Here is a 12,793-nt window from a genome sequence, read left to right as displayed (position 1 = left end):
CCCGGGGCGGCAAACTAACGCCCGGGACGGTCCAGCCGCTCCAGGAACCATTGCGTCAGCCGCACCCAGACTTCGTCCTTTTCGCCGGAATCCTCCCAGCCATGGTCGAGGTTCGGGTTGTCGTTGACCTCGATGACGAAGACGCCATCCTTGGTTTCCTTGAGATCGACGCCGTAAAGCCCGTCGCCGATGCAGCGCGCCGCCTTCACCGCGGTGTCGACGACATGCGGCGGCGTCTCTTTCAGCGTGAAGGTCTTGATGCCGCCCTGGTCGGGCTTGCCGCTGGCCTTGTGGTTGACGATCTGCCAGTGTTTTTTCGCCATCAAATAATGCACGGCAAACAGCGGCTGCCCGCCGAGCACGCCGACGCGCCAGTCATATTCGGTCGGGATGAATTTCTGCGCGATCAGAAGATCGGAATCCTCCAGCCACTCGGTGGCGAGCGTCTTCAGTTCTTCGAAGTTGCCGCATTTCTTGACGCCGCGCGAGAACGATGAATCCGGGATCTTCAGCACCAGCGGAAAGCCCAGCGTCTGCGCCGCCAGTTCGAGGTCCGAGGTGCCGGCTATCATCACCGTCGGCGGCACCGGCACCTTGTTGTAGGCCATCAGTTCGTTGAGATAGACCTTGTTGGTGCAGCGGATCATCGACAGCGGGTCGTCGATCACCGGCATGCCTTCCTGCTGGGCGCGGCGCGCGAAGCGGTAGGTGTGGTTTGAGATCGAGGTGGTCTCGCGGATGAACAGCGCGTCGTAATTGGCGAGCTTGGCCAAGTCCTTCCTGGTGATCGGCTCGATTTCGACGCCCATCTTTTCGGCGATCTTGGCCCAGTAACGCAGCGAGGAAATCTCCGACGGCGGCAGTTCCTCATGCGGATCGACCAGCGTGGCGAAGGTGTAGCGTGCCGGGGTGCGGCCCTTGGTGTCGCGCCACTCGCGGTTGGTGTACGTCTCGAGCGCCTGCACGAATAAGGCTTCTTCCTCCTCGGCCATCCTGGCCAGCGGCAGGAATCCGATCTTGCGGATCGAAGCCCATTCGGCGCTGTCCTTGATGTGAACCTCAAGCGCCGGAGCGCGGAACCAGTCGAACAAAAGCTTGGCGAAGCGGTCCCAGACCTTCGACGGTCCGATGCCGAAGAAGATGCAGATTTTTTGCGGGAAAACGCCTCCGAGATCCTTGCGGCATTTGTTGAGCGCCAGCTCCAGTTCCGGCAGCGCGTGCTCGTAGAGCTTGCGCTCGGACAGGTCGATCATCGTCTCGACCGTCGGGATGACCTTGTGGCCGCGCGAACCGGCGAGCAGAGAGGCATAATAGCCGCGGCTCTGGTAGGCGTAATTGTTCGACAGGTTGATGACCTTCGGCTGCTGGCCGCGAAACAGCGCCGGATGCGCAAGATAGTCACGGTTGGTGATGATCTTGTGCGGCGTCGCCGCCGGGTCGAGATCGTTCTGACGGCCGGTGAGGATGACCCAGGTCATTGTTATCAGCGTTTCCCAAGAGTGATGGCAGCACGCAGTCCGTCGCGGCCGAATTGCGCCATGTTCATGAAGATGCCGTGCGGCACGGGAATGTTGGCGGCATCGAGGATGGTCTCCTGTCTTTCGTCCTCGACCCAGGGATCGTGGATCAGGATGTGGTCGCCATCGTCGCCGATAGCCAGCACCCAATGCGGCACCTTCTTGCCGAACATCAGGAAGCCGCTGATCAGCACCAGCACCAGTTTTCCCTGAGCCAGGGCGCCGCGTATATCGTCGATGGTGAATGGACGGTAATTCACCGGGATGCCGTATAGTTCCGCGCGGCGGCGAAAGTCCACCTGGGCAAGTTCCATCACCCGGCGCTTGTCGTCGCTGCGCACCGATTGCAAGAACAGCGCGCCATAGAAGGACACGAAGATTTCCGCCGCAAGCCCGCTTTCGTAGCCGGAAACCGCAAGGCCGAAGGGCTCGCAGCCGCCGGGGCCGGACATCATGAACACGGTCGTTGCCTCGCGCCATAGGCGGATTTCCATGACCGGATCGGGCACGAAGCCCGAATCGAAATTGGCCATCGCCATCATCAGGCAGCATGGACCGCAGGTGAACTCGCAGGTCTGCTGGTAGAACGGGACTTTGGTGGCGACCGGAATATCGCCGCGCAAGGTCTTTTCGTAGCGCAGCGCGGTGGCGCCATCCTCGTAATAGTGGGGCTCGCGACCGATCTTGCGGTAGCCGCTCTGCTCATAGATGCCGATGGCGCGAAGATTGTCCTCGCGCACTTCGAGGCGCAACATCATGCGGTCGTGCTCGAAGGCAGCTTCTTCGGCCGCTGCAAGCAGCATGCGGCCAATGCCGCGGCCGCTGAAAAACGGGCTGGTGGCAAGCGAATAGAGCCGGGCGACGCCGCTGCCCTTGCGAAACAGCACGATGGCGTAGCCGGCGACACGGCCATCGCTTTCGGCGACCAGCATCTCGGCTGTCTCGCGTTCGATCAACAGGCGGAAGGAGCGCCGGGAAATGCGGTCACTGGAAAAAACCGCCTTCTCGATGGCGGCGAGGTCATCGACGTCGGACGCGCGGGCCTTGCGAATCTCGGCAGGCATGCGGGTTTGGAAAACCTCGATTGGGTGGAGGAAAAGGCCGCGGTCAAAAACGTCGCAAACATCAGCCGAAACGCTGATATCCATCAAGCGCTATCGCACTTCGAATAGGGCCGAATTGTGACACTTTCTACCCAGGCGCATTCCCGAAACGGAATGCGCTTAACTGGCGATACCCGCCAGAAGCTGACCGTAGGCGCGCTTGGCGACCGCGGCCAGCTGCTCTCGCGGCAGCGAGCCGACGACGGCGCAGGCATAGCCCTTGTCCAGCCAGTAGACCGCCTCGGGGCCGTCGGCGTCCGCCATGTAGGTGCCCTTGGACTTGGCTGAGGAATCAGCGGTAACGAACAAGGAGATGCGCTGACCCTTGGCGTCCTCGTAAAGCAGCATCGCTGCCTTGCCCTGGCCGGCGGGCAGCAGCCGGCCGCCAACCAGCTGGAAGCCTTCCGCCACCAGATCCGGCGCCACCAGTTTCAGGCCGACGCGGTTGGACAGCCAGGTCTGCAGGTGATCCTTGTCGCTTGCCGGCACTTCCACCGCATGGCGCTGTTCGGCGGCATAGATGACATGGGCGGCGATCGCCTCTTCGGCCAGTTGGTCATCGGCGCCATCTTCCCTGCCGATGCCGTCCATGCCGGCAAAATAGCCGCCAAGACCGCCGATGACGAGCACTGCGGCCGCCGCGGCCGCAAGCCACCAGCGCGACTGCCGCGCCGCCGCTTTGGTCGCGCCTTCACCGCTAACGATCTGCTTGAACAGCACCGGCACGGGCTCGTCGAGCACACCGGCAAAGGCGGCGCGCAACGCGGCGCGGTCGGCGGTGTAGCGGGCGCTTTTGGCCTTCATTTCGGGATTGGCGTCGATCCAGGCGTCGTAGGCGGCGCGCTCGTCGCCCGGCAGCTCGCCGTCGAGAGCCATGTGGATATCGCGTTCGGAAAAATCGCTGCGGGTCATTTCTCGACGATCCTTATCGAGCGGCGGCGCGCCGTGTCATCGAGCAGGCTGCGCAGCTCCTCGCGTCCGCGCGCTATGCGCGACATCAGCGTGCCGGCGGGCACGCCGAGAATGTTGGCGGCTTCGGCATAGGAAAATCCTTCGATGGCGACCATGACGAGAGCGGCGCGACGGTCGGGGCTGATCGCCTGCAATGCGTCGATGATCTCGCGCGAGGCGGCGTTCTCCGCCTGCTCGGCGGGGACTGCCTGCGCCTCGTTTGCGTCAAGCGGTAGGATCGCCGCCTCACCGCGCCGGTTCACCTTGCGCATCTGATCGATGAACAAATGATGCATGATCGTAAACAGCCACCTCCGGGGGCTTTCTCCCGTCTGCCAGCTTTCAAGCCGCAAGAGCGCTCGTTCGAGGCAATCCTGGACGAGATCGTCAGCGGATTCGCGGTCGCGCAGAAGCGAGCGTGCGTAGCGGCGCAGGCGCGGTATTTCGCCAAGGATTGCTGCCTTCTTTTCGTCCATGACCGCTGGTTCTTAGGTCGCCCTTGTTTAACCCGATTGAACGCGCCTTCCCGGCGCGGCGCAAGCGGCCAGCGCGAAGCGGTCTGCCGCCCCGGTCACCCAAGCAGTGAGATAACGAGTTGATCGGCTAAATTATTCCCCGCAATCAACAAAAGGGCCGAATTATCCTAAATCGGTCAGTGCGAAATCATGGCCTTTGTACAGCAGTGGAAGATCGCGGCTTTTCGCGCAGGCGTAAGCAAAACAGTCCCCGAGATTCAGATCCGCCTTGTGGCCAACGGCTTTGCCGTAGCGGGCACTCGCGTCAATGGCCCGAGAGCCGATGTTGCCATGATCTCCACAATGAACTCATCGATCAGATCGCGGGCATGGAGAAGGGCTTCAGCGCTGGGTCTGCGCGGGCCGGCGCCGGCCCGTGCCAATGCCTGTGTTGCTTCGAAGTGAACCAACGGAGAAACCCAGACCTGCCCGGAAAAACCGGATAGCTGCTTCAGCAATTCCTCCCACCCAGGTTCCTGGTTGAGAATGGCGACGATCACCGACGCGTCGACAAACATCAGTCTTGCCACATCTCGTCGGTGAACTTCTTCATATCGAAATCGGGATTGGGCAGGCCAAGCTTCCTGGCCCTGTCCTGAAGACTGGCGATCCGATCGCGCAGCGGCACCTTCGCCCGATTGCGCTCAAGTTCGTGCACGAGCGCGACCCGCACCGCCTCCGTTTTGCTCGGAGCGTTCGTCTCGCGTTGCAATCTGCTGGCCAGCGCATCCACTTCGTCGTCGCGGATATAGAGCGGCATCGAATATCCTCCGTTGGATATTCATATATTCCATCTCGTATATCACTTCAAGTTGCAGCGTTGGCCTCCCTCGCCGCCCGCGTCAGCAGCCGCTGGTAGAACAGGCCGATGCCGATCAGCACGGCGCCAAGACCGATGAAGGACAGCGCCCTGAGCACGCCTTCCAGTTCCGACATGTCGAACAGGAAGACTTTTACCACGGCAATCGCGATCAGCGCCGCCGAGGCAATGCGCAGCACCTGCGACTTCAGCCAGACGCCGGCGGTCAGCAGCACGACGCCGATGATCAGCCAGAGCGCCGAATAGGTGTAGGTCTCAAGCTGCCCGAGGCCGCTCCACAGGCCGATGAACTCGCCCTTGAACACGCGCCTGACCGACAGTGTGGCGTAGGCGAAGACAAGCAATGCCGCCACTACCGCCAGCATCTGCGCATACCATGGCGGCCGCTTGTCCCTGGCATAGAGCGCCAGCCCGCCGGCGGCTATGGCCGGCAACAGGTAAGCCAGGAACAAGAGGTTGAACACCGGGATCTGGCCGGTCGATTCGTCGGTGAACAGCGGATTGAGCACCAGGAAATGCTGGAGGACGATGAAGGCGACCGAGAGCACGCCGGCGGCCATCGAGCCGTAGCGCAGCACAGAGCTTGGCGAGCGCATGTCGATGGCCACCAGTATCGCGCCGGCACCGATGGCGATCAGCGTATAGATCGCCTGTTCGGCGAGCGTCACCGGGCCGGTGTCGATGACGCCGCCATGCATGGCGTGGCGCACCAGCATGGCGACGGTGAGCAGCGCAAACAGGGCTGCACCCGCCTCCATCGCAAGGCGCGGCCGGCCATTGCCAGTTGTTGGTAGTGCGGGGGTGGTACGCGCGAGTTGCCAGGCGGCAAAGCCGAAGGCCAGCGCCGGTACGCCGTATCCCGGCAGCAGCCAGTTGAACACCGGCGTCGTCGTCAGGAACTCGGCGCCGACGATCGTCGGATCGAAGGCGACGCGGCCCAGCACGGCAACGACCGCGCCGACCGAAATCCAGCCAAGCACCGGATAGCTGCGCCACCGCGTCGCCAGCGCCGGCACGATGGCGGCAACGCCGGCAAGAATGGTCGTCCAGCCGGATCCGAAGGCCATGTGCAGCATCAGCAGGCCGGCCAGAGCCGAGCCGCAAAGCGCGAAGGAGACGGCGATGTCGCCCTTGAGCGGCGGCTGTTCGGCGCGCGCGATCCATTCGCCACCGGCAGCGAAGACAACAACCAGAAGGGCAGCTATCGCTGCGTAGACAAGGTCGCGGTCGAGATTGCCGTAGGCAAGCCACAGCGTCAGCAGAATAAGCAGCGGCGCAGCGACGCCCCATGCCGCCCAGCATGCCGCGCGGACCCGTGCTGAGGCGGCGAAGCGGCGTGCGGCCCAGAAGCCGGCGCCGATGAAGACCAGGCCGAGGCCAATGCCGATGCGCAGCGTCAACGGATTTCCGGCCGCCACCGGCATGCCGTCAAAGCCGATATTCCCCTGGGTCATGTCGGAGCCGATGGTGGTGGGCGGAATGATGCCGAGATGGATCATCACGCTCACCACGCCGGCGGCATGCAGCAGCGGCAGCGCGCGCGGCCGGTAGAGTGCGGTAGCGACAAGGGCGACGAGGACGAAGGCGCCCGGCAAGGCGCCACCGGCGGCGACCAGCGTCGTGTCGACGGACAGGCCTAGCGCTGAAAACGCAACGAAAACGCCAGGCACGATCGAGGGCCAGTCGAAGCCCGCCTTTGCAGGTTCCGCTTCGCCGCCACGACTGCCCAGCCAAACAAAGGCAAGCACCGCCAGCGTCACCGCGTCGATGAACAGGACGACGGCAAGGTCGGCGAACCGGATGACGGCAAGGTCGGCGACGAGCGTACTCATCATGTAGGCGATGGTCCAGGCGCCGGTGCCGAAGAAGGCGGCCGCAATCAGGAATTTCCAGTCGCGAATGCGGGCGATCACGGCTGTGGCGGCAAGCACGATCGCCAGGTAGACGAACAGCGCCCATGGGTTGGGCGCCTGCGAGGACACAAGCGCCGGGGTCGCCATCGAGCCGACGAGACCGATGCCGGCCAGGGCCTGGCCGTGGACGAGGGCGGCGACAATGGTCGCCACGCCGATGGCGCCGAGCACGGTGAAGGCGAAGGCCGGCCCGACGAAACCGTAAATGGCATGCGCGGCATAGACCGTACCGAACAGGATGAAGGCGCCGGCAGCCGTCAGGATCGCCGGAATATAGGCGCCTGCAGCCCCTTGCACCGGCACCTTGAAGCCGGTGCGGCGGATGAACTCGCCGCCGCCGATCAGCACCAGGCCGAGCAGCGCCGCCAGGGACAGCCGCACTTCGGGGCCGAAAATGCCGGCCTCGATGGTGTAGCGGATCAGGAACAGGCCGCCCAAAGCCAATGCGACGCCGCCGACCCAGACCGCCCAACGGGTGCCGAGCGCCGTTTCGACCTCGGACTGGCGGGCTGCCTTCGCCGTGGCGGCAGGCGCGGATCCGGTGAATGCCGCCTTGGCCGCGGCCGACAGTTCTGGCACGGCCTCGCTGGTGGCCGCATCGGCTTCGGCGGCCGGTGCCTGGGCATGTGCCGCGTCTGCTGTTGTTGGCGAAGCTATGTCGGCAGCTGGTGCGCTAGCGTGAGCGGCATCCGCCGGTGCGCTTGCAGCCTGCTCGGCCGGTTTGGCAACGGGCGGTGTCGCATGCACTCCGGACAGAACCAGGCTGCGCAGCGCTCCGAGCTCGCGCTCGATCAGACTGACGCGGCCCTGCTGGCGCAAGACGAGGACAAAAAGCACGATAACGACGACGGCGCCAATCAGGCTTTCAAACATGGCGGTTCCCCCAAACCAGGCCAGTTTTCACTGACAATTGCGGCGGCCACACGGCCACCCCAGACGGCTATTCAAGTCACGCCACCGCAATGGTGGCCGAAAAGAAGTTATCGAGCATGTTTCGTCGGCAAATTCCAGCGGCCTACGGTCTTTATCCTCACTCATCATCTGAGATAGCCAGGAATGGCATGCCGCCGCCACTTGCCCAGGAGCCATGCTATCCTCGGATGAACTACGAGGAAATCGAATGCCGAAACGAAGTGCAGGGCTGCTGATCCACCGGACAAGGGCCGGCATTCTCGAATTTCTGCTTGTCCATCCCGGCGGCCCGTTCTGGGCAAGGAAGGATGAAGGCGCTTGGTCGATCCCCAAGGGCCTCGTCGAGGACAATGAAGATGAGTTGGCCGCCGCCCGGCGCGAGGCTGGGGAAGAACTCGGAGTCAGCATCGATGGCGATTTCGAACCTGTCGGCAGCTATCGGCAAGCCGGCGGCAAGATCGTCATCGCCTGGAGCGTCGAAGCCGATTTCGATGCCGATGCCGTTAAAAGCAACATGTTCACGATCGAATGGCCGCCAAGGTCAGGCGCGACGAGGGAATTTCCCGAAATCGACAGGGCCGGCTGGTTTTCCTTCGCCGAGGCCAACCGCAAGATCCTCGGCGGTCAGCGCGCCATCCTCGATGATTTCATGGAGCGTCGCAAAGCCGGCTGAGGCTCTTGCCCTACGAGTACCCCCACCCTAACCCTCCCCACAAGGGGGAGGGAATGCTGCCGCATGCAGCTTTTGGTGTGAACCTGGACGGTTTGCGGAGGTCAGCACCCACCGAGTCTCCCTCCCCCTTGTGGCGCAGCGTCTGCCGTCGTGGCGGCATTGCCGGCCGAATGATGCTTGCGCAAGGCGGCGAGGAAGCCGGCACGGGCATCGGGCTGTTCGATGCCGCGCGGCTCGTAGACATGGCGGGTGAAAAAGAAACCGGTCAAATGGAAGGCGTCCTCGAGTGCCGCGTGGTCCGCCCGCAAGCCGGAGCCGCGCTGCAGGAAGGCCGGCAGCGCCAGCATCTTGTCGCGCCACGGCGCACCGGCGGCTCGCGACACCGCACGGCCGGATTTCGGCGAGACATAGGCCAGATCCTGCCTGGCGCCGGTCGCCGCGCACTGGCTGAGATCGAGGCCGAAGCCGAGTTCGTCGAGGATGAGCAGTTCGAAGCGCGCCACCAGTTCCCCGGCGGCATCCGAATCGTCCAGATGGGCGATCATCACGGCAAGCGTCTCATACAGGCCGCCATGGGCGTCGCGCTCCGGCAGGAGCCTGAGATGCGCGACCATGGTCTGCAGGCCGTAGACGGCGACTGCGCTGTCCATCAACCGGGCGGCATTCATCTCGATCGCCTCGGCCTGGAAGGTGCCGAGATGCTCGTCGAGGCGTGCCCGCCACAAAAGGTCGACGCGGTTGCCGGGCTGCAGCACCGGCTGCTGCTTGCGCGAGCGCCCGCCGCGCACCAGGCCGAGATGGCGGCCATGCGCACGCGTCATTACCTCGAGAATGGCGCTGGTTTCGCCATGCTTGCGGGTGCCGAGTATGATTCCCTCGTCGCGCCATTCCATGGCAGGAGCTTGTCACCGGTTGCGTGGCTAAATCAAGATTTTGGCGCGCCGCGTGCGATCTGTGCTGACATTGGATCCCCACACATCGTCGAAAGGCTCCGATCACGCGAATTTCCGGTGATCGGCCAGGACGTCGTCGATGACGCGGCGCGATCGTTCGGCTTCGGCCTGGTTGGCGTCGTGTCCGGCAACCGTGATCAGCGCCTTCCACAGCGTCCAGCCGCGGCCGCGCGCCCAGGTCGCTTCATCGACGTCGATGGCGGCGCGAAACGCCTCTCGGCTCTCGCCCTGGAAGAACGTCCAGGCGATCGCCAGGTCGCAGGATGGATCGCCGATGCCGGAGGTGCCGAAGTCGATGACGGCGCTCAGGCGGCCGTTTTGGACCAGAAGGTTGCCCCAGGCGACATCGCCGTGAAACCAGACGGGCGACCCTTGCCAGGTGGCGGCAAGGGCCGCATCCCAGACAGCGGTGGCCGCCTGGGTGTCGATCTGCCCCTCCAGCGCCTGGAGTGCTTCCCTTGTCTGGTTGTCATACACGCTCAGCGATCCGCCGCGGAAGAAATTGTGCTGGCCCGCGGGCGGCCCGCCCGCCGGATCGATCCGCCGGAGCGCAATGAGGAACTTGGCCAGATCGACCGCGAACTGTCGGCGATCGGCGATTTCGGCGGTCTTGGCTGTTTCGCCGTCGATCCAGCGGTAGACGGACCATTGCCAGGGGTAGTCCTCCCCAGGCTCGCCCATCGCCAGTGGAACCGGGATCGGCAGCGGCAGAAGCGGCGCCAGCCTGGGCAGCCAGCGGTGCTCTTTTTCGACCTGCAAGGCATATGGTGCGGCACTCGGCAGCCGCACAGTCATATCATTGCCGAGGTGGAAGGTTCGGTTGTCCCAGCCGCCAAACGCCACCGGCCTCACCGGCAGATGCCGCCATTGCGGAAATTGCGCGGCGATCAACCGGCGCACGAGATCGGTATCGATGGTCGGTTTTGGATCAGGCATGTCATCGTCTCAAACTGCCGGGCGGCATTTCCAGACGATGAAGCTCAATGGGGAAACTCAAGCCCCATCTCGCGGTAGCGCTCGGGGTCGTCGCCCCAGTTTTCACGCACTTTGACGAACAAGAACAGGTGCACTTTCTGCTCGAGAATGCCAGCTATTTCCATGCGCGCCGACTGGCCGATGGCACGGATCGTCTCGCCCTTGTGGCCGAGCACGATCTTCTTCTGGCTGTCGCGCTCGACATAGATGGTCTGGTCGATGCGCACCGAGCCGTCCGGTTTCTCTTCCCATTTCTCGGTCTCGATATGCGAGGAATAGGGCAACTCCTGATGCAGCCGCAGATACAGCTTCTCGCGGGTGATCTCGGCGGCCAGCTGGCGCATCGGCAGGTCCGAGATCTGGTCTTCCGGATAGTACCAGGGGCCGACCGGCAGAGCTTGCGCGAGATAGTCGAGCAAATCCTTGCAGCCGGAGCCGGTCAGCGCCGAGACCATGAAGGTGCGCTTGAACGGCACCTTTTCGTTTGCTGCCGCAGCCAGGGCCAGCAGCGCCTCGTGCTTGACCCGGTCGACCTTGTTGAGGATCAGCACCATCGGCTGGCGGACGTCCTTCAGCCGCTCGAGGATGGCGTCGGCGTCACCCCTGATGCCGCGCTCGGCATCGATCAGCAGCAGCACGATATCGGCGTCCTTGGCGCCACCCCAGGCGGTGGTCACCATCGCGGTGTCGAGCCGGCGCTTCGGCTTGAAGATGCCGGGCGTATCGACAAAGACGATCTGCGCGTTGTCATGCGTGGCGATGCCGCGCACGATGGCGCGGGTGGTCTGCACCTTGTGGGTGACGATCGACACCTTGGCGCCGACCAGTTGGTTGACCAGCGTCGACTTGCCGGCATTGGGCGCCCCAATCAGGGCAACGAAGCCGGAATGCGTGGCCTCCGCGGCCGGAGGGAGATCTTCGCTGCCGGTCATGCCGCACTCCCGTGGTTGGCCCAGATGCCCTCGCGCATAAGAAACGCCGATGCCGCCGCTTCTTCGGCTGCGCGACGAGAGCCGCCCGTGCCGCTTGCCGGCGCAAAACCGCCGACCTTCACGGACACCGTGAAAACCGGTTGATGTTCAGGTCCTTCGCGTTTCTCGATCGCGTATTCGGGCCTGACATCGCTGGTCTTGGCGATCCATTCCTGCAGGTCGGATTTCGGATTGGGCGGCTTGGCCACCACCTTTTGCGAGCGCGGCTCCCAGTAACGCAGGACGAATTGCCTTGCCGCATCGAGGCCGCCATCGATATAGACCGCCGCGATCAGCGCTTCGACTGCATCCGCCAGATAGTTTCCGCCCGAGCCACGCGAGCGCGCCTTCAAGGCAGCGTCGGCCCGAACCAGATCTTCGAGCTGCATTTCAATGCCGATCTCGGAGCATGTCCGCGCATCGACCAGGGCATTGAAGCGCGGGGCGATTTCACCTTCCGGCGCCTCAGGAAACTTTTCAAAAAGCAGGTCGGCAACGATCAGGCCGAGCACGCGGTCGCCAAGGAATTCAAGGCGCTGGTTGTTGCTGCTTGCCTTGACCGCGCTGGAATGGGTCAGCGCGGTCTCGAGCAAACGGACATCCCGGAAGGAATGGCCGGTTTTGGCTGTCACCAAATCGGCCAGAGTTTCACCCGTCGGGCGCTTCAAAGCCATCAATTCACGAAATGGAACAGGCGCGACAGGCGCACCAGCGACGGCCATTTCCAGATCTCGAGCGGGCTCGCCTTCCCGGCGATCGAGAAGAAGACGATGTTGGCGCGGCCGACAAGGTTCTCCGCCGGCACGTAGCCGACGCTGAGGCGGCTGTCGGAGGAGTTGTCGCGGTTGTCGCCCATCATGAAATAGTTGCCGGGGGGCACGACGAACTCGCGGGTGTTGTCGGTGATCGAATTCGGTGTCAGGTCGAGCGTGTCGTAGCTGACGCCGTTGGGCAGGGTCTCGCGATAGACGTCGACCGGCTCAGGCACTTCCGTGATATCAGGATTTTGGATCTGGCCGGTTTTCACACGAGGCACGCCCTGGCCGTTGATGAACAATTGGCCGTCCTTCATCTGGATCTTGTCGCCGGGCAGGCCGACGACGCGCTTAATGTAGTCGAGCGACGGATCCGGCGGGAACTTGAAGACCACCACGTCGCCGCGCTTCGGATCGGAACCCCAGATGCGGCCGGAAAAGATGTCGGGGCCGAATGGCAGCGAATAACGCGAGAAGCCATAGGACCATTTGGTGACGAACAGATAGTCGCCTTCGAGCAAGGTCGGCCGCATAGAGCCGGACGGAATCGAGAAGGGCTGGAACAGCAAGGTGCGGATGACCATGGCCAGCAGCAAAGCTTGGATGATGACGCTGACGATTTCGCCAAGCCCGCCGGATTTCTTCTCGGATTTTTCAGCCACGCTCATGTCGTCCTCGATTGTGCGTTGGATGGTATAGAGTCTCGGCGCGCGCTGGGCAACGTCAAGTCGGCGT

At 63.5% G+C, this 12,793-nt stretch carries 12 protein-coding genes and 1 pseudogene; 1 reads left to right on the top strand and 12 read right to left on the bottom strand.

The annotated features are described in order from the left end of the window. Positions 1 to 14: 14 nt before the first annotated feature. The 7 genes and pseudogenes from NKI35_RS25965 to NKI35_RS25935 form a co-directional block, all read right to left on the bottom strand. Positions 15 to 1,478: a RimK family ATP-grasp domain-containing protein gene (locus NKI35_RS25965; RefSeq protein ID WP_023692866.1), complete on the bottom strand. Its 1,464-nt coding sequence runs from the start codon at positions 1,476 to 1,478 to the stop codon at positions 15 to 17. Positions 1,479 to 1,483: 5 nt separating this feature from the next. Continuing rightward, positions 1,484 to 2,581 carry a peptidase C39 family protein gene (locus NKI35_RS25960; protein ID WP_023692865.1) on the bottom strand — a complete coding sequence of 366 codons (1,098 nt, stop codon included), beginning with the start codon at positions 2,579 to 2,581 and terminating at the stop codon, positions 1,484 to 1,486. Positions 2,582 to 2,740: 159 nt separating this feature from the next. Continuing rightward, on the bottom strand, positions 2,741 to 3,532 hold the full coding sequence (locus tag NKI35_RS25955) for an anti-sigma factor family protein (protein WP_352741786.1): 792 nt from the start codon (positions 3,530 to 3,532) through the stop codon (positions 2,741 to 2,743). Beyond that, positions 3,529 to 4,047 carry an RNA polymerase sigma factor gene (locus NKI35_RS25950; RefSeq protein WP_023670250.1) on the bottom strand — a complete coding sequence of 173 codons (519 nt, stop codon included), beginning with the start codon at positions 4,045 to 4,047 and terminating at the stop codon, positions 3,529 to 3,531. Before NKI35_RS25950 ends, NKI35_RS25955 begins: the two co-directional genes overlap by 4 nt. Before the next feature lie 162 nt (positions 4,048 to 4,209). Beyond that, positions 4,210 to 4,604 (bottom strand): annotated as a pseudogene (locus NKI35_RS25945) (type II toxin-antitoxin system VapC family toxin). After that, a complete protein-coding gene (locus NKI35_RS25940; protein ID WP_023705392.1) occupies positions 4,604 to 4,846 on the bottom strand; it encodes a type II toxin-antitoxin system VapB family antitoxin in 243 nt (80 codons plus the stop codon). Before NKI35_RS25940 ends, NKI35_RS25945 begins: the two are co-directional and overlap by 1 nt. A gap of 47 nt (positions 4,847 to 4,893) precedes the next feature. Further along, positions 4,894 to 7,692: a DUF2339 domain-containing protein gene (locus tag NKI35_RS25935; protein WP_352741785.1), complete on the bottom strand. Its 2,799-nt coding sequence runs from the start codon at positions 7,690 to 7,692 to the stop codon at positions 4,894 to 4,896. A gap of 247 nt (positions 7,693 to 7,939) precedes the next feature. Here NKI35_RS25935 and NKI35_RS25930 point away from each other — a divergent pair, with 247 nt between their 5' ends. Then, on the top strand, positions 7,940 to 8,404 hold the full coding sequence (locus tag NKI35_RS25930; protein ID WP_352741784.1) for an NUDIX hydrolase: 465 nt from the start codon (positions 7,940 to 7,942) through the stop codon (positions 8,402 to 8,404). Between the two features lie 101 nt (positions 8,405 to 8,505). On the opposite strand, the gene recO is transcribed toward NKI35_RS25930, so the two are convergent. From recO to lepB, 5 genes are all read right to left on the bottom strand, one after another. Beyond that, positions 8,506 to 9,297, bottom strand: a complete 792-nt coding sequence (gene recO, locus NKI35_RS25925; protein ID WP_352741783.1) for a DNA repair protein RecO — start codon at positions 9,295 to 9,297, stop codon at positions 8,506 to 8,508. Positions 9,298 to 9,399: 102 nt separating this feature from the next. Then, positions 9,400 to 10,293, bottom strand: a complete 894-nt coding sequence (locus NKI35_RS25920) for an aminoglycoside phosphotransferase family protein (RefSeq protein WP_352741782.1) — start codon at positions 10,291 to 10,293, stop codon at positions 9,400 to 9,402. 44 nt (positions 10,294 to 10,337) lie between these two features. Continuing rightward, the gene (gene era / locus NKI35_RS25915; protein WP_023670243.1) at positions 10,338 to 11,264 is read right to left on the bottom strand and encodes a GTPase Era; all 927 of its coding nucleotides are present in this window, start codon (positions 11,262 to 11,264) and stop codon (positions 10,338 to 10,340) included. Continuing rightward, positions 11,261 to 11,977: a ribonuclease III gene (rnc, locus tag NKI35_RS25910; protein ID WP_352741781.1), complete on the bottom strand. Its 717-nt coding sequence runs from the start codon at positions 11,975 to 11,977 to the stop codon at positions 11,261 to 11,263. Before rnc ends, era begins: the two co-directional genes overlap by 4 nt. Then, positions 11,977 to 12,726, bottom strand: a complete 750-nt coding sequence (gene lepB, locus NKI35_RS25905) for a signal peptidase I (RefSeq protein ID WP_023670241.1) — start codon at positions 12,724 to 12,726, stop codon at positions 11,977 to 11,979. Before lepB ends, rnc begins: the two co-directional genes overlap by 1 nt. Positions 12,727 to 12,793 lie beyond the last annotated feature (67 nt).

It is taken from the genome of Mesorhizobium sp. M0676 (genome assembly GCF_040320535.1).
Classification (GTDB): Bacteria; Pseudomonadota; Alphaproteobacteria; order Rhizobiales; family Rhizobiaceae; genus Mesorhizobium.
Note: the sequence above shows the minus strand (reverse complement) of the source record. Positions and strands in the feature narration are given on the sequence as shown.